The following is a 15,938-nucleotide window of genomic DNA, read 5'->3' on the forward strand; positions in this document are numbered from 1 at the left end:
ACATACGAAAGCGTGTGGACTGTCGCCCCTTCCAGAACAGGAAGGCCATCGGCGACAGCCTACACGCTAACACGTACTTTTAGTTCTTACTAGTATTTAAAGTACTATTATATAGCGCTAGAGTGCGCCCGTACGTCTGGCCAGCCCTTGCAGCGCCGGACCCGGAGGGTCCTGGACGGTCAGCAGATCCCCGAGCGCCTGGCGCACCAACGGATGACTGCGCACCTGCTCCGGCGTGATCCGCTCGGCCCGCTCCAGCGCCGAGATGGCCGCGTCGGCGCTGCGCCGCTGAAGGTGGGCGCGTGCCACGTCGATCAGGAACCGCCCCTGGCGCTCCGACGACAGACCCGAGGCATCGACCCCGTCAGCGGCCCGCAGAGCGACCCCGGCGTCTCCGAGTTCCACCGCGACCCCGACCTCATGAAGCGCGACGTTGGTGGGTCCGAACTCGGTGTTGTAGTCGTTGCGGTCGCCCCCCAGGCGCTCAGCAACCGAGCGCGCTTGCGCGATGTGGCGATAGGCGGCGGTGGCCTCGTTGCGCCGAGCAGCAGCCACGGCGCGTTGCAGCGTCAGCGCCCCAACGAGGGACAGGGCTTCGTAATCCCCCTGCTCGGCCAGACGCGACAGCGCTTCACAGGAGGTGCCGGCAGTCGCCTCCACCTGTTCGTAGTAGCCCGCCCCCTGGAACGTCAGGCACAGCCGGAACTCTCCGGCCGCCATCAACAGCGGATCATCCGCACGCTCGGCCGCCGTTATCGCCCGATCAGCCGCGATCCACGCCGCTTCGTACTCGCCGAGCTTGGTCAGCGCCGACGAGCACGCCTGATAGGTGGAATTGAGCAGGCGGAACAGCGGGACGCGCTCACCATTGGGCACCGAACGCGCCGCGGCCTCCAGATCCGGAACCAGTACTTCCAGGAGTTCCGTCAGATCCATGTACCGGGCCGCGTGCGTCAGGGACCACGACTGCTCGGCGCGCTGGCGCAGGTCGTCCACGTCTGGGCTGTCGTCGCCGTTGCCCAGGATGGCGCTCAGCGCGTGAGCGCGGCTCAGCACCAGGCGCAGGCGGCTACTGCCGGGGGCTTCTTCGGCGGTCGAGGCGACGATGGGCGACTCGGCGGCCAGCTCCGAGAGCGGCACCTCCAGGACATCGGCGACGGCCTCCAGCACCGACATGCGATCGATGCGGCGCACGCCCCGCTCAACCTGGGAGACCCAGGCTTCCGAGCGGTCGACGAGGCCGGCGAACTCCCGTTGGGAGAGTCCGCGCCGCTTGCGGTGCTGGGCAATCTTGCGCCCGAGCGCCTTCTGATACTCGTTGCTCACCCGGACACTCCCTTGGCGTCCTGCACCGTCAGGAAGTCCACGTCCACGGAGGCGAGGTACTGGCCGCGCGCGTCGAGGAACCGCTTCACATGCGGCTGCTCCTCGTGGGCGTCGAAGGCGGCCCGGTCCCGATACAGCTCGTAGAAGTACCGCTCAAGCGGCTTCTCCTCCACCCGGTGCACCGCGTAGACGAGCGTGCCCGGTTCACTCTCGCGGATCTGCGGCAGCGTCTCGGCCACCAGGGCATCAAAGCCCGACGCGCTCTCCTCATCTTTCAGCGTGAACCGCACCGCCAGTCCGAACATGGCGTCTCCTCACCTCACGTCGACATCACTAGTCGCACTAATTGTCTTCCAAACGTAGTGCAAGTACCAGAAACCTAATGTACGGTAGCCGTACTAATAGTACTAGAGATGCAGCTCATTGTCTTGTGAGCGACTGATCTCACCGAGGTGAGCCCTATGACCCTCCGCCCCAACGACGCCGACCGCCCCCGAGCCGCCGCCTGCCGCTGGTTCCCCGGCAGCGCCTCCTCAGTACGAGACGTACGCCGGTTCATCGCCAACCGACTCCAGGACTGCCCCGCCACCGACGACGCCATCCTCGTCGCCAGCGAACTCGCCACCAACGCCATCCAGCACACCGAATCCGGCAACTGGACAACCGGCTTCCTCGTCATGCTGGAACACACAACCGACGAGGGCGCCCTAATCACCGTCCAGGATGCCGGCAGCACCACCCACACGCCCTACCTCGCCGACTCCACGCCGGATACCGAACACGGCCGCGGCCTGAACCTCGTCAACACCATCGCCAAGAGTTGGGGCAGCCAAGGCAGCCCAGCCGAGCGCATGACCTGGTGCGCCGTGCAGTGTCACTAGGGATCGAAGGACATCGCGGCAGTACGTGTTTGATTCGAGTCGAAATCTCCTAAACGGCCACGCAGGGCCGTCCCTCCGGCTAACATCGACGCGACAGAACGCAAGGTCACCTCTTTCGTAGACACAGCCCGCGAATACAGCCAGTGGGGCGAACTTGATCAAGCGTTTGAGGCGCTGGTAACCGCCGAGAACCTGGCGAACGAAGAACTCAGCACCCGTCCCGCCGTGCACACCCTGATCAACGACATCGGCACCCGCGCCACCGGACGCCTGCGCTGCAACATCACCGACTTTGCGGATGGAGTTCGCCTCACCCGATGTACGTTCCCTTGGAGTCAGACGTTGACCCAAGCTCTAACTAAAATGAAATGAAACTCCTCAATGACCTATAAAAGCGAAATCCCGAAAAGTAAAATCGAAGAACTAGTCACACGTGTTCAACGACAAGCTTATAAAGCTTATCTGAGCCGAATGCGACTGATGCGAATCCGAGGATTCCGAGAGTGTGAGATAAATTTTGATTTTCCAGTCACTGCACTAGTCGGGCCAAACGGATCTGGAAAGACTACTATTCTTGGCGCTGCTGGATTAATCTACAGTAGCGTCACTCCGCGGCGTTTCTTTGCCAAAAGCGGTCGATACGATGAAAGCATGCAAAACTGGCGAGTTGAGTATGACCTCATCGACAAACGCCAGTCAAACACATCGGTTTCGCGGACAGCTAGCTATCTTAAAGCAAAATGGAACCGCGATGCAGTAATTAGAGAAGTGCATATATTCGGCGTCACTAGAACTCTTCCAGCCAGCGAACGCAAAGAACTCTCCAAGTGCATCGGCGGGGAGTTTGTAGGTTTCTCAGAACAGGCATTGACTTCTAGTGTTATATCCGCCGTCGAAAATATCCTTGGAAAGGAGGCAGCCAACTATCTGGAAGTCGAAGCGGACAATACTGGTAAAGTTTCGATATTTGTGGCCAGGGGATCATCTTCCCACGAAGAAAGCTACTCTGAATTCCACTTCGGGGCCGGAGAGGCAAGCGTGATCCGGATTGTTTCAAAAATCGAATCTGCTGAACCTGGGGCCTTGATCCTAATCGAGGAGATTGAGAATGGGTTACATCCGGTTGCCACTCAAAGGCTAGTGGAGTACCTAATTGATGTTGCTCGACGCAAGGCTTGTCAGGTGATTTTTACAACTCACTCCAACGATGCCATCGCCCCTCTTCCAACAAACGCAGTATGGGCTACCTATAAAGGAAACGTCACGCAAGGAAAACTAGATGTGGCAGCCCTACGCACGCTAACAGGGGAAATAAATGCCCGCTTGGCTATTTTTACAGAAGATAAATTCGGCAGCCTAGTCGCCGACGTTACGCTCCGTGCCTATACGGAATCCAAAAACCTTGACAGAGCAAGTATTGAAATTCATGGCCTAAATGGCGCATCCTCTGCCAGGGATCACATGAGGCATCACAATTCCAATCCGGTGTACAAATTCCCGAGTATAGCTCTCCTAGATGGAGACAAGAGGGAGGAATCGGGATACGAGCCAGACTTTATACAAATACCCTCGAACGAAGAACACACGGAGATTGCGCATGACATTGTTTACATTCCAGGGACAACCATGCCTGAAACGTACATTATAGATAAAATTTTCCACAATATTGAAGTCAAGCCGAATCTGCTTGGAAAGTTGACTGTAGCTCTCCAACTCGACACTCCCATGCAAAACCGCGTTCGCGAGGTAACAGAAGAAAGATACTATTCGAATCGAGAACGCCATCTGATATTTTCCCAAATCGGAGAAGACCTAGACTTTCTTTCCGAGGACGTCGTAAAACGAGCCTTCGTCACAACTTGGGCATACGCTTTTCCAGAGGATGTCGAAGCTATTTGGAACCCATGCAGAACCCTCCTTCCTCGCTTGAACAATTAATTCAACCTTTTGTCGTTATCATCAAAGACTGATTTCCTCCGGTAAACTACTGCCGAATTGGGCTGTATGGGATCAAGGCGACGGCGCTTCGCGCCGTCTTGGGCGGCTTCCGGGTGGGTGCTGGAGCTGCGGGCTGCCGCCCGGTCTCCAGCACCCACCCGGGCGCCGGGCAGACTTCGGTTGCTGTCGGCTCTCGTCGATCCCGCCGCTTCGGGGCGCGCCGTCGCTCGTCGATTGGTCTGCGAAGCGCCACAGTGGGCTCTGAGCGTCTGGACTGTGGTTTCTGGCGTTCTGGATCCCGAGGCACTCGATCGCGCGACTCTGGCTGTCTCACGGCCTGGCTCCAGCGCGATCGAGCACCTCGGACCGAGGACCGTGGTTGCTCGCCCCTGTGGTTGCCGCGCGGGAGTGCTACGAGATTCGACACACGCGGTCCCCTTGGGCTGGGGTCCGGTCCCCGTGCCACACACGTGCCATACGGGGCGGCGATCGGCGGGGAATTACGGGGAATGGTGGCCAGCGGCGCCCGCTCCGGTGCAGGTCAGGCGAGCACTAGAAATGGCGCTCCGCGCCGCTAGATCTTCCAAGCTGGCCATGCGGGTTCGATTCCCGTCGCCCGCTCCAAGAGCCGAAGGGCCAGGTCGGCCGGGGAAACCCGGGGACCTGGCCCTTGCTCGTCGCGCGCGTCGGCGCGGAGGCCGTGCCACACACGTGGCGCGGAGGGACGGAGATCAGCCCTCTTCGCGCTGGCTGCGCCGGATCGAATGCTCGCGCTTGGCGTAGGACGGGGAGCGGGATTCCCGCGTGGAGCCGCACGGAACGTCGACGATCCCGGCTGCCCCGTTTGTGATTCCGGTGCGCCGCAGCGGCACGGTCCGGATGCACACGCCCTCGTCGGTGGCGGTCCGTTCGGCGGCCTCACGCGCCAGCGGTAGCGCCTGACGCTCGGTCCGCGTGGATTCGCCCGTTGGAGTGGCCATCTTTGGAGCCGTGGCGATCGCGTTGATGCCGCCAGCACCATCCGCACGCCCCATCTCGCCGGCTCCGCACCGGACACCGAGCACGGCTGACCGCGCCGCTACGGTTGGTACATCCCCCTAGCCTCGTGGAGGTTCCGGTGTCCCCCCGCTTCCGGCGCGCACGATTCGCCTTGTTCTGCTGCGCCAACCCGCTCGTGACAAGCGCGGGTGTGGCGGTCTTCATATTCGCGCCCCTCGCTGTGCTGCTTCAGGGAGGAGACGGGGGGACAGCGCACGCCTCGGCCGCGCAGGCACTCTGGGGTTCACCGGCAGGCGCCGCGGCTGTCGCGTTCATGTGGGGATCTTTCGCGTACATCGCCGTCTTCATGTGGCGGCAGCGCGCCGGCGTGGAGCGCCCTGTCTACACCTCCGTCATCCGCACGGCGGGGCGGGCGCTGAAGGAGGGAAAGCCCAGCCGCGACCCCCGGGCGAACGAAGCCGCTTCCCTGCTGCTGATTCCCGTGGAGCCGTTCGGCGTGTGGGCAGGGGCGGGCTTTCTCGCGCTCGCGATGTTCACCGGAATGGCAACGTACTTCCTCGTCGGCCAGGGTGAGCACCTGGAAGCGATCATGGGAGGGGCCATCTGCGTCGTGACCCTGGCGTTCGCGATCAGGTGTCTGACCGGCGTCCGGGGAGCGCGGCGGCGCTACCGGCGACTCGCGGATCTCCTCGGAGGAGCCCCGCACGCCAAATGGCTGGACTGAAGCCGCTCTGTCCCCTAAGACTGACCCGGTGCCGGGCGGCAGGCCGAGGCCCGGTTTCCGTCGCGGCCCGCCACGGGCGTCCAGCCCGCGCGGGCGCCGGACCCGCCGCGTCGGCACCCGGAACAACCGGGGAACGGGATACGTTGTCGGTGCGGGTCGCACCGCATGGTGCACCCGGGTCGACATGCGCGCGGGTTGCGAGGGAGCTGATGACGAGTCCCGATCGGGAGCGTACGCGCGCGGGCGGGCTCACGTCGCGGTGGTACTCCGCGCCCCCCACAGCGTCGTCGCCGGTCGTCGTCACCGGCGTGTTCGACGTGCTGCACGTGGGGCATGTGCGCTTCCTCACCCAGGTCAGCGAGCGTGGGCTGCCCGTGGTGCTCGGAGTCGAGGACGACGAGCGCATCACCGCCTGGAAGGGGCCGGACCGCCCGGTGAACCCCGCTGACGAACGCGCCGAGGTGCTGAGCGCCCTGCGCACGACACACGCCGTGTTCGTCATCTCCGGTCCACCCGAGGTTGCCGAGTGGGATGCCTACGCCGAACTGCTGCGCCCACTGGCCCCCGCGGCACTGGCCTTCACCGCGGGCGACCCCTTCACCGAGGCCAAGCGGCGCGGCGCCGAGGCTCTGGGAGCCGAGGCGTGGGAGCTGCCGCTGACCCCCGGCCGCTCCACCACCGCCGCGCTGGGCCGGCTCACCACGTCGCTGTAGCCCGGCCCCACCACCGGGCCACCGTGCTCGGGGTGCGGGAAGCAGGCGGCTCCGGGGCGTGTTGAGGGGGACGTCGCAGCCGCGAACGAAGCGAACCGGTCGAGGCAGGGGTGCACGATGATGACGGGTGGCGGACCGCCGATCTACCGGTCCCTGGTCAACGACGGCAGTGCCAAGGGCACCAGCCTCGCGCCGGGAACCGTACGCCGGATCTTGCAGTACACGCGTCCGCACTGGCGCGCGATCGTGTTCTTCCTGGTGGTGACGTCGGTCAGTTCGGCGATCGTCATCGCCAACCCGTTGCTGCTCAAGGCGATCATCGACGAGGGGGTCGCGCAGCAGGACACCGGCGTAGTGGCCTGGCTCGCTGTCGCGGTCGCGGTGCTCGCGGTACTGGAGGCCGCGCTGGGGATGACGGGCCGGTGGCTGTCGGCGCGCATCGGCGAGGGAGTCATCTACCTGCTGCGCACGCAGGTGTTCACGCACGTCCAGCGGATGCCGATGGCGTTCTTCACCCGGACCCAGACCGGGTCGCTCATCAGCCGGCTGAACACCGATGTCGTCGGCGCACAGCGCGCGATTACCTCGGTGCTGCAGTCGGTGGTGTCCAACGTGATCAGCACCGTCGCGGTGGTGATCACCATGCTTCTGCTGTCGTGGCAGATCACGCTACTCGCGCTGCTGCTGATCCCGCTGTTCGTGATCCCGGCCAAGCTCATCGGCCGCAAGGTCGCCAACGTCTCGCGCGACGGCATGAACCTGAACGCCGAGATGAGCTCGCTGATGACCGAACGGTTCAACGTCGGCGGCGCGATGCTGGTGAAGCTCTACGGCCGCCCCGAGGAGGAGGCCGCGGAGTTCGCCGACCAGGCGAGCCGGGTCCGCGACATCGGCGTGGTGCAGGCGGTGTTCGGCGGGCTGCTGTTCACCCTCCTCGGCATGATCACCGCACTCGCCACAGCCGTTGTCTACGGGGTCGGCGGCAACCTGGTGATCGGCGGGGCCTTCGAACTGGGCACCCTGGTCGCCCTGACGACGCTGCTCGCCCGCCTCTACGCCCCGGTCACAGCGCTGTCCAACGTGCACGTGGAGATCATGACCGCGCTGGTCAGCTTCGACCGCGTCTTCGAGGTCCTCGACCTCAAGCCGATGATCGAGGAGCGGCCCGACGCCTGGGACCTGCCGGACGGCCGGTTGGCCGTCGAGTTCGACCGGGTGTCGTTCAGCTACCCCGGTGCCGAGGAAGCGTCGCTGGCCTCACTGGAGCTGACGCCGCACGTGGAGAGCGAGGAGAGCACCCAGGTGCTCAGCGAGGTCTCGTTCACCGCCGAGCCGGGTCAGTTGGTGGCGCTGGTGGGCCCGTCGGGAGCGGGCAAGACCACCCTGACCCACCTCGTCTCCCGGCTCTACGACCCGACCAGCGGCAGTGTCCGCGTCGGCGGGCAGGACCTGCGCGACGTCCGGACGCAGTCGCTGCGCGACAGGGTGGGCGTGGTGACCCAGGACCCGCAGCTGTTCCACGACACAGTGGGCGCGAACCTGCGCTACGCCCGGCCGGACGCCACCGACGAGGAACTGGTCGAGGCCATGCGCGCGGCCCAGCTCAGCCAACTGCTGGATACGTTGCCCGACGGCCTCGACACAATGGTGGGCGACCGCGGGTACCGGCTGTCGGGCGGGGAGAAGCAGCGTGTGGCCATTGCCCGGCTGCTACTGAAGGCGCCCTCGGTCGTGGTGCTGGACGAGGCCACGGCGCACCTGGACTCCGAGTCCGAGGCCGCTGTGCAGGAGGCGTTGCGGACCGCGCTGGCGGGACGCACCTCATTGGTGATCGCGCACCGGCTCGCGACCGTGCGCGAGGCCGACCAGATCCTGGTCCTGGAAGACGGCCGGATCCTGGAGCGGGGCACCCACAGTGAGCTGCTGGAGCGGGGCGGGCTGTACACGGCGTTGTACCGCACTCAGTTCGCCGCGCAGGAGAAGACGGGCACGCCCTCCTGATATTGCCGATCTTGAGGATTTCGTTCCTTCAAGGCGGGCAGAGGAACGAGATCCTCAAGATCTGCGCCCAGACCCCCACAATCCGGATATACCGGGCGCGTGGGTGCTCACGCACGCCACCCCCCGCACACCGCACCGGTGGGCGCCGCCCCTACCGCAGCCGCTCCATTTCCTTCTTGTCTTTCTTGCGCTTCTTGTCCTTCTTGTGCTTCTTGCTCTTCTTCGTGCCCCCGGGCTCGCCGGTCTTCTCGGGCTTCTCCGGCTTCTCCGGCTTCGCCTTCTTGTCCTGCTTGGCTTTCTTCGGCTTCTTGGCGTCCTTGGACGTCACATGGGGCTCCAGGTCCTCCGGCACCGGGGCGATTCCGGGACCGCCCTCGAACACCCAGTCGTCGAGGTCCGCAAGCCGCGCGTCCTCGGTCATGTCGCCGAACCACACGGGCCGGCCGCCCCGGGCGCGTCCCTGCGAGGACGGGTGTACCACGATGACGTTCGCCTGGAAGCAGATGTCCAGGCAGTCGCTGAGCTGTACCGGGATGTCCCGGCCGGCGTGGTCGTGCATGGTGCTGAGCCTGCGGAGCTGGCCCTCGTGGTCGACGCCGGGGCGCTTCTTCTCGGTGCCGCAGCAGCAGCCGCGGCACACGACGAGTCTGCACGGTGTCGGTGCTGGGGTCACTCCTGGACCTCCGTGGGTCGTCCCGGCGCTTGCGTCCGGGAGGGGGCTGGCTCCGGTGGCGCGGATACCTACCGGGTAGCGGACCTCTGGGGTCCGCGTGTGTCCGGGCATGCGACGCCATCCCAGGTCGCCCGCAGACACGAACACCCTCCAGCGTAGGTGAGGCTCACCTAATAAGTCACGAGCGGGGGTGGTCCGCATGGGAATCCGCCCGGCCGGCCCGCTCCCGCGCGGTACCGCGCGTCAGGGACCGGCTTTCCTCCCGCCACCGCGGGCGGGACGGTTCAGATCCCCAGAACGGCCTGGGCGATGGCGAAGTAGATGAGCAGCCCGGTGGCATCGACCAGGGTGGTGACCATCGGGGCGGAGACCACGGCGGGGTCGACGCCGACACGGCGCGCCAGCAGGGGCATCGTGCTCCCGATGACCGCCGCCCACGTGCAGATCGCGATGACGGAGCCCGCGACCGCGATGGAGACTCCGCCCGGGACCACCACCCACCCGATCAGCAACGCGATGGCCGCGAGGATGCACCCGAGCATGAACCCGACCCGGCACTCCTTCCAGGCGACCTTGGGCAGGTCCCGGACCCGCACCTCGCCGATCGCCAGGGCGCGCACGATCGCGGTGGCCGACTGCGAGCCGACGTTACCGCCGGTGCCCATCAGCATCGGGATGAACAGCGCCAGCGCCGTGACCTCCTCCAGGGTCGCCTCGAACCCCTGCAGGACCGTCACTGTGAGCGTCGAGGCGATGATGAGCAGGAACAGCCAGAGCACCCGCGCCCGCGCCAGGCGCGGCACCGTGACGGCGACATAGTGTCCCGCGACCGGGCTGGCCGCCGACTGGCGCGCGATGTCCTCGGAGTCGGCCGCCTCGATCAGCTCCAGGGCGTCATCGAACGTGAGCAGCCCGACGAACCGCTCCTCGGAGTCCACGACCGGCAGCGCCACCAGGTTGGCGTCCTGCATCAGGCGCGCGGCGCCCTCGGCCGGCTCGGTCGCCTGCACGCGGGCGACCAGGACGTCCACGATGTCCTTCAGCAGGGTCTCGTCGTCGCTGATGACAAGATCGCTCAGCTCGACGGTCCCGGCCAGCCGCCGGCCGTCGTCCACCACCGGCAGCGTGTAAACGATCTCGGCCTGGGAGCCTTTCGCCCGGACGACCTCCAGGGCCCGGCCCACCGTGAGGTCGCGGTGCAGGATTACGGTCTGGGGCGTCATGTACCGCCCGACCGACTCCTCGGGGTAGCCGAGCAGCGCCGCTGTCATCTTCCGCTCGGCCGGGCTCAGGCCCGCGAGCGCCCGCGTCGCGATCTTGGCGGGTGCCTCCCCGATGAGCCGCGCGCGGTCGTCGGGGTCCATCTCCTCCAGGAGCTCGTGGAACGCGGAATCGCGCAGCCCGAGCAGGATCTCGTGCTGGTGTACCGGATCGAGCTCCTCGAAGACCTCCAGCTCGCGGTCCTTGTCCAGGAGCCGGAACGGGACGATCGCGAGTCGGCTGTCCATGCGTTCGAGCTCGTCGGCGATCTCGTACGGGGGATGCTCAGCCAGCCAGAGCCGGATATCCGTGAGGTCGTTCTGTTCGACCAGTCGGGTGAGTTCCGCGTGCTCCTCGTCGGCCATTGCTTCGCACCCCCTCGTCATCCCCTACCCCGGACATGCCGGCCGGGGTCATGCAGGTCATCAGGGCCACCCCGAGACACCCGCGGCCCACCGCGACCGAAAAGAGCAGTTGACAAGCGGGTGGACGTATCGCGCGACCGGATCCGGTGACATCCCATCACCCGCGGACCGGGCCCGCGGGTGGCCGCCGGCCACACAGGGGGCAGCGCGCCATAGGACAGTGTCGCCCCCGCTCCCGGGGAAGCACCCTGACCCTACCGGCATGCGGACCGCTGGCGCGCATCTGGGCGCGCCGTACACCCGCGCGTACCCGAGAGGGTGCGGGTCAGGTCCGCCAGACCACCACGAGGGCGCAGTCGTCGTTCTTGTGCTTGCTGAGGGAGTCCACGACAGCGTCGGCGCCGCGCCCGAACCCCTTGGTGACGAGCTGCTCGGACTCCCCGAGTAGCCGGTCCACCCCTGCGTCGAGGTCCTCCCCCGGCGTCTCGATGAGGCCGTCGGTGTAGAGCATGATCGCGTCGCCCGGGCGCAGCCGCCCCTTCACCGGCGTGTAGCTCATCTGGGAAACGACACCGAGCACGACTCCCTTGGCATCGGCGGTGCTCCAGGTGCCGGCGCCGCTGTCGTACTGGGCCGCCGGGGGGTGGCCGGCGGAGGCGATGAGGTAGTCGCCGGTGTCGAGGTCGACGCTCAGGTGCACGGCTGTGACGAACCCCTCACCCACCGAGGTCCGCATCAGGTAGTCGTTGCAGTGCGCCAGGAACTCGTTGCTCGGCACCGCGCTGATCAGCCCGCCGAACGCGCCCGAGAGCAGCAGCGCGCGGGTGGCGGCGTCGACGCCCTTGCCGGAGACGTCGACGACGGCCAGGTCGAGGCGATCGCCGTGGCGCATGGAGACGACGAAGTCGCCGCCGAAGGACGAGCCGCCGGCCTGCCGCAGGACCGCCGTCCCGCCCCATCCGTCCGGTAGGCGCGGCAGATGGCCCTGGGCGACCAGGCGGTCGCGTAATTCGAGCAGGATGCGCTCACCGCCGAGGCCCTGGACCCCGAGCCGTTCCCGCACACCGGACAGCAGGTAGGCCAGGACGGCGGTGACTCCGATTGTCACCAGCAGGCCCGGCCCCACCCGCCCGAAGTCGAGCTGGAACGCCACGAACAGCAGCACCGCCGCCACAACGCAGAGCAGAAAGGCGAGGCTCTTGCGCTTCAGCAGCAGCCCACCCGCCAGGACGGTCAGGATTACCGCGCTCGGCGGAAACCAGCTGGTAGGACCCCATACGGCCCCGATTCCGATACCGACCGCCAGCGCTACCAGGGTGATCAGAACGAGCCGGTAGCGGAACAGCACCTTGCGCCGGAGCATCGCGACCAGGCGCTGCCACAGCGATCGTGCGCTGCGTGCGAGCTTGGTGGCGGCGTTCATCGTGCCCGCACTGTAGCGCCTACCCGATGCCCTGACACGGGGCTCCGGTGGCGCGACCGATGCGGTCGCCAGTAGGGGACATCCTGAACCTGGTCCAGCGTGCGCCCGAAAAACCACACAGCAAAACGCATGGTCCAGTATGGGCAAACAACCGCCGCCACGTCAGGCGCCAGAAGGGTTCTCGGGCCAATTCGCCGGAAATTCCCTTCTTGGTCGATCAACAATGCGGTCTTGGGTCGGTACAGATCCCCGGACCCCGAGCGCGGGCAGGCGCCCGGCGGCCCGTGGCGGACATGCGGCTACGCGAGCGGCGGAAGCTCCCCGGTGCGCTCGAAACGGCTGATCATGTCGATTCGGCGGGTATGGCGCTCGTCGTCGCTGTAGGACGTGGCCAGGAAGGTCTCAACGAACCGCGTCGACTCCGCCAGCGGATGCATCCGGCCGCCCACACTGAGCACGTTGGCGTCGTTGTGCTCGCGGGCCAGCCTCGCGGTCTCCTCGCTCCACGCGAGCGCGGCGCGGACTCCGGCGACCTTGTTCGCGGCCATCTGCTCCCCGTTTCCGGAGCCACCGATCACCACGCCCAGCGCCCCCTCGTCGTCCGCGACCGCCCGCGCGGCGCGCAGAACGAAGGGCGGATAGTCGTCAGTACCGTCATAGACAGCGGGACCGGCATCGACCACCTCGTAGCCCTGTTTCTCCAGGTGGGACACGAGGTGCTCCTTGAGCTCAAAGCCCGCGTGGTCGGATCCAAGGTATACACGCACGCCCATAGTGTGGCAGGTCAGCGCCCTGACAACGACGCCCGCCCCGCGGGTGCGGGGCGGGCGTGAGCGTATGGGAAGCGTCGGCTACGACGCTGCGGCGCCGAGCGAGGCGATGCTCAAGCCCATCGCGGCGAACGCCACCATCGAAACCACTGCGATGAGATTGACCAGGACCAGGGCCCTGACGTCCTTCCACAAAGGCGGGGCCTTCGACACCTTCGGCTTGCTCAACTCGCACCTCGACTCAGACTCGGACCGGGATTCGGACACATAATGTCATAACCCGCAACGCCCGACAGCGCTGCCTCGATTCCGCAACGGCATGATCCCCACCACGTGAGATCGCTCACCACCGCGCACCGCGTATCCACGCCCGCGCCGGGCTCACTAGCCGAGCTGCACCGACTTCACCTCGCAGAACTCCTCCAGCCCGTGCACGCCCCACTCGCGGCCGATACCGGACTGCTTGTACCCGCCGAACGGGCTGCGCGGGTTGAAGCCGGCACCATTCACCTCGACCTGGCCCGCCCGGATCCGCCGGGCCACCGCCAGACCGCGGTCGCGGTCGCCCGCCCACACAGCGGCGTTGAGCCCGTAGATGGTGTCGTTGGCGATCTCGACGGCCTCGTCCTCGTTGTCGTAGGGGATCATCACGAGGACCGGGCCGAAGATCTCCTCCTGGGCGATGCGCATGTCGTTGCGGACGTCGGCGAAGACGGTCGGCTGGACGTAGTAGCCCGTGCCGTGCCCCTCAGGAGTTTCCGCGCCGCCGGTGACCAGCCGCGCCCCCTCCTTCACGCCGACGCTGATGTAGTCGCGTACCCGGTCGAGCTGGGCCTTGGAGACGACCGGCCCCATGCGGGACCCCTCGTCGAAGGGGTCGCCGGGAGTGTGGGCCGCCGCGGACTCGGCGGCGACCCGCACGGCCTCGTCGTACTGGTCGCGGTGAACGAGCATCCGGCTGAGCGCGTTGCAGCTCTGCCCGGTGTTGCGCATCACGTCGGCGACGCCGCGCTTGACCGCCTCCTCCAACTCGGCGTCCGGCAGGATCACGTTGGGTGACTTGCCGCCGAGTTCCAGCGCGACCTTCTTCACTGTGGCCGCGGCAACCTCGCTCACCCGCTGGCCGGCCCGGCCGGACCCCGTGAACGAGACCATGTCGACATCGGGGTGGGCGGCGATGGCCTCGCCGACGACCGGCCCGGTGCCCGAGACGAGGTTGAAGACCCCCGCCGGCAGCCCGGCGTCGTGGAAAACCTCGGTGAGAGCGTACGCGCCCAACGGGGCGACCTCGGTGGGCTTGAGCACCACGGTGTTGCCCGCCGCGAGCGCCGGAACCACCTTGAGCACGATCTGGTGCAGCGGGTAGTTCCACGGGGTGATGGCACCGACCACGCCGACCGGCTCGCGGACCACCAGCGAGGTGCCGACCTCCTCGCCGGTGAAGAAGCGCTCGCCCACCTCGTCCAGCAGTTCGAGGTAGGTCTTGAACATCACCATCGGCAGGCCCGCCTGGACCTTGGTGGCGAACTTCAGCGGGGAGCCGACATCGGTGGCGATCGTCGCCGCGATGTCCTGCATGCGTTGCTGGAAAAGTTCGAACGCTCGCGCGAGGTGCGCGCGGCGCTCCGCCACACTCAGGCCGGACCAGGAGGGGAAGGCGGCGCGGGCCGCCCGCACGGCGCGGTCGACGTCGTCTGGGTCACCCGCCGGAACGGAGTCGATGACCTGCTCGGTCGCAGGGTTGATCACGTCGAGGGCCTGGTCCGAAGCGGAATCGGACCAGGCCCCGTTCAGGTAAAGGGATCGCATGGCACCCACTTTCCCAGAACGAGATTCTGGTAATCGCGGCGCGGGTCCTTCCCCAAGACGGCGGCGGGTCAGTCCCAGTGCGGCGGGCGCTCCTCCAGCAGCCGGGCGGTGTCATCGCCCGAAACGAGGCTCCCGCCCCAGCCGGCGTCGCGCTCGTCAAACGGAGTGTCGGGGAGGATCTCCAGGTCATCCTCGTACAACTCGACCTGCCGCTCGTCGTCCGGTGCGCTCATCTGTCACGCCCTTCACGCATGCGATGACTTCGTCAGTTGAGGATCTCAGTCGAAGATCGGGTTGCGGTCACGGCTCCGCTTGAGCTCGAAGAAACCGTCGGTACCGCTGACCAGCAAGACGCCGTCCCAAAGCCGACCCGCTTGCTCCCCGGTGGGGGCAGGCGAGATGACGGGACCGAAGAACGACACGCCACCAACCGAGATCACCGGGGTGCCGACCTCGTACCCGACCCGGTCCATGCCGTCCTCGTGCGACCTGCGCAGTGCCCCATCGTAGTCAGTGGAGCCGGCGGCGCGCGCCAAATCCTCCGGCAGGCCGGATTCGGCCAGCGCGGACCTGATCGTCTCGTCCGTCAAAGGCTCCTTGTGCAGGTGGAACCGGGTTCCCAGAGCCGTGTAGAGAGGCCCAAGTACCTCGTTGCCGAAGCGCTGCTCCGCGGCGATGGCGACCCGCACCGGCCCCCACGCCTCCGCGAGCCCGCGCCGGTACTCTTCCGAGAGCTCCCGGCCCTCGTTCAGCATGGCGAGGCTCATCACGTGCCAGCGCGCCCGCACGGGGCGGACCTGCTCGACCTCCAGCAGCCAGCGGGAGGAGATCCAGGCCCACGGGCATTTGGGGTCGAACCAGAAGTCGGCGGTGACCGGTTGTTCGCTCATCCTGCGTTCCTCCTCGTTGTGACTGGTGAAACACGCCCTCCGCGCCGGCCGCAGTATGTGGCGTTACGCCCCTTCCCAACCTCTTCGCCGGGTTCCGCATTCCGCGCAGGTGCGTGGCAGGATCGGTAGCGACGGCAATCAAGGTCAGTAGGGCCATCAGGTCGCG

Annotated in this window: 16 protein-coding genes and 1 pseudogene; 6 read left to right on the forward strand and 11 right to left on the reverse strand. The window is 66.4% G+C overall.

Going from position 1 to position 15,938, the window contains the following annotated elements:
* Window positions 1–117: 117 nt before the first annotated feature.
* Window positions 118–1,326 carry a helix-turn-helix domain-containing protein gene (locus F4561_RS19785; RefSeq protein ID WP_184580870.1) on the reverse strand — a complete coding sequence of 403 codons (1,209 nt, stop codon included), beginning with the start codon at window positions 1,324–1,326 and terminating at the stop codon, window positions 118–120.
* On the reverse strand, window positions 1,323–1,631 hold the full coding sequence (locus tag F4561_RS19790; RefSeq protein WP_184580871.1) for a putative quinol monooxygenase: 309 nt from the start codon (window positions 1,629–1,631) through the stop codon (window positions 1,323–1,325). Before F4561_RS19790 ends, F4561_RS19785 begins: the two co-directional genes overlap by 4 nt.
* A gap of 156 nt (window positions 1,632–1,787) precedes the next feature.
* Here F4561_RS19790 and F4561_RS19795 point away from each other — a divergent pair, with 156 nt between their 5' ends.
* The 3 genes and pseudogenes from F4561_RS19795 (at window position 1,788) to F4561_RS19800 (ending at window position 4,145) form a co-directional block, all read left to right on the forward strand.
* Window positions 1,788–2,207, forward strand: coding sequence for an ATP-binding protein (locus tag F4561_RS19795; protein ID WP_184580872.1), 420 nt, complete (start codon window positions 1,788–1,790; stop codon window positions 2,205–2,207).
* Between the two features lie 480 nt (window positions 2,208–2,687).
* Window positions 2,688–2,777 (forward strand): annotated as a pseudogene (locus F4561_RS34030) (ATP-binding protein); the annotation flags it as partial.
* 81 nt (window positions 2,778–2,858) lie between these two features.
* Entirely contained in the window at window positions 2,859–4,145 is a 1,287-nt protein-coding gene (locus tag F4561_RS19800) for an AAA family ATPase (protein WP_376773698.1), read from the forward strand.
* 731 nt (window positions 4,146–4,876) lie between these two features.
* Here the strand turns inward: F4561_RS19800 and F4561_RS19805 are convergent.
* Entirely contained in the window at window positions 4,877–5,125 is a 249-nt protein-coding gene (locus F4561_RS19805) for a hypothetical protein (protein WP_184580874.1), read from the reverse strand.
* Between the two features lie 209 nt (window positions 5,126–5,334).
* Between F4561_RS19805 and F4561_RS19810 the strand changes: the two genes are divergently transcribed.
* The 3 genes from F4561_RS19810 to F4561_RS19820 all read left to right on the forward strand — a co-directional run bounded on the left by F4561_RS19810 (window position 5,335) and on the right by F4561_RS19820 (window position 8,582).
* Window positions 5,335–5,868: a hypothetical protein gene (locus tag F4561_RS19810; RefSeq protein ID WP_184580875.1), complete on the forward strand. Its 534-nt coding sequence runs from the start codon at window positions 5,335–5,337 to the stop codon at window positions 5,866–5,868.
* 209 nt (window positions 5,869–6,077) lie between these two features.
* Window positions 6,078–6,581 (forward strand): adenylyltransferase/cytidyltransferase family protein, encoded by a 504-nt coding sequence (locus F4561_RS19815; protein WP_184580876.1) that lies wholly within the window; start codon window positions 6,078–6,080, stop codon window positions 6,579–6,581.
* A gap of 120 nt (window positions 6,582–6,701) precedes the next feature.
* The gene (locus F4561_RS19820; protein ID WP_376773699.1) at window positions 6,702–8,582 is read left to right on the forward strand and encodes an ABC transporter ATP-binding protein; all 1,881 of its coding nucleotides are present in this window, start codon (window positions 6,702–6,704) and stop codon (window positions 8,580–8,582) included.
* Window positions 8,583–8,733: 151 nt separating this feature from the next.
* On the opposite strand, the gene F4561_RS19825 is transcribed toward F4561_RS19820, so the two are convergent.
* The 8 genes from F4561_RS19825 to F4561_RS19860 form a co-directional block, all read right to left on the reverse strand.
* On the reverse strand, window positions 8,734–9,255 hold the full coding sequence (locus F4561_RS19825) for a (2Fe-2S) ferredoxin domain-containing protein (RefSeq protein WP_184580878.1): 522 nt from the start codon (window positions 9,253–9,255) through the stop codon (window positions 8,734–8,736).
* 284 nt (window positions 9,256–9,539) lie between these two features.
* Window positions 9,540–10,880: a magnesium transporter gene (gene mgtE, locus F4561_RS19830; RefSeq protein ID WP_184580879.1), complete on the reverse strand. Its 1,341-nt coding sequence runs from the start codon at window positions 10,878–10,880 to the stop codon at window positions 9,540–9,542.
* A 325-nt stretch (window positions 10,881–11,205) separates the two neighbouring features.
* Window positions 11,206–12,303, reverse strand: coding sequence for a PP2C family protein-serine/threonine phosphatase (locus F4561_RS19835; protein WP_184580880.1), 1,098 nt, complete (start codon window positions 12,301–12,303; stop codon window positions 11,206–11,208).
* A 299-nt stretch (window positions 12,304–12,602) separates the two neighbouring features.
* The gene (locus F4561_RS19840; protein ID WP_184580881.1) at window positions 12,603–13,070 is read right to left on the reverse strand and encodes a ribose-5-phosphate isomerase; all 468 of its coding nucleotides are present in this window, start codon (window positions 13,068–13,070) and stop codon (window positions 12,603–12,605) included.
* Between the two features lie 84 nt (window positions 13,071–13,154).
* Window positions 13,155–13,301: a hypothetical protein gene (locus F4561_RS19845; protein ID WP_184580882.1), complete on the reverse strand. Its 147-nt coding sequence runs from the start codon at window positions 13,299–13,301 to the stop codon at window positions 13,155–13,157.
* 156 nt (window positions 13,302–13,457) lie between these two features.
* Window positions 13,458–14,882 (reverse strand): aldehyde dehydrogenase family protein, encoded by a 1,425-nt coding sequence (locus F4561_RS19850; protein ID WP_184580883.1) that lies wholly within the window; start codon window positions 14,880–14,882, stop codon window positions 13,458–13,460.
* Between the two features lie 68 nt (window positions 14,883–14,950).
* On the reverse strand, window positions 14,951–15,115 hold the full coding sequence (locus F4561_RS19855; protein WP_184580884.1) for a hypothetical protein: 165 nt from the start codon (window positions 15,113–15,115) through the stop codon (window positions 14,951–14,953).
* Between the two features lie 45 nt (window positions 15,116–15,160).
* A complete protein-coding gene (locus F4561_RS19860) occupies window positions 15,161–15,772 on the reverse strand; it encodes a mycothiol-dependent nitroreductase Rv2466c family protein (protein ID WP_184580885.1) in 612 nt (203 codons plus the stop codon).
* Between the last annotated feature and the right edge of the window lie 166 nt (window positions 15,773–15,938).

The organism is Lipingzhangella halophila (assembly GCF_014203805.1).
Taxonomy (GTDB): domain Bacteria; phylum Actinomycetota; class Actinomycetes; order Streptosporangiales; family Streptosporangiaceae; genus Lipingzhangella; species Lipingzhangella halophila.

What these genes read in the sequence shown, in the direction of transcription:
- F4561_RS19800 (WP_376773698.1), top strand. Translation starts at nt 2,859, where the DNA reads ATGCAAAACTGGCGAGTTGAGTATGACCTCATCGACAAACGCCAGTCA.
- F4561_RS19795 (WP_184580872.1), top strand. Translation starts at nt 1,788, where the DNA reads ATGACCCTCCGCCCCAACGACGCCGACCGCCCCCGAGCCGCCGCCTGC.
- F4561_RS19805 (WP_184580874.1), bottom strand. Translation starts at nt 5,125, where the DNA reads ATGGCCACTCCAACGGGCGAATCCACGCGGACCGAGCGTCAGGCGCTA.
- F4561_RS19835 (WP_184580880.1), bottom strand. Translation starts at nt 12,303, where the DNA reads ATGAACGCCGCCACCAAGCTCGCACGCAGCGCACGATCGCTGTGGCAG.
- F4561_RS19855 (WP_184580884.1), bottom strand. Translation starts at nt 15,115, where the DNA reads ATGAGCGCACCGGACGACGAGCGGCAGGTCGAGTTGTACGAGGATGAC.
- F4561_RS19790 (WP_184580871.1), bottom strand. Translation starts at nt 1,631, where the DNA reads ATGTTCGGACTGGCGGTGCGGTTCACGCTGAAAGATGAGGAGAGCGCG.
- F4561_RS19820 (WP_376773699.1), top strand. Translation starts at nt 6,702, where the DNA reads ATGACGGGTGGCGGACCGCCGATCTACCGGTCCCTGGTCAACGACGGC.
- F4561_RS19850 (WP_184580883.1), bottom strand. Translation starts at nt 14,882, where the DNA reads ATGCGATCCCTTTACCTGAACGGGGCCTGGTCCGATTCCGCTTCGGAC.
- F4561_RS19815 (WP_184580876.1), top strand. Translation starts at nt 6,078, where the DNA reads ATGACGAGTCCCGATCGGGAGCGTACGCGCGCGGGCGGGCTCACGTCG.
- F4561_RS19860 (WP_184580885.1), bottom strand. Translation starts at nt 15,772, where the DNA reads ATGAGCGAACAACCGGTCACCGCCGACTTCTGGTTCGACCCCAAATGC.
- mgtE (WP_184580879.1), bottom strand. Translation starts at nt 10,880, where the DNA reads ATGGCCGACGAGGAGCACGCGGAACTCACCCGACTGGTCGAACAGAAC.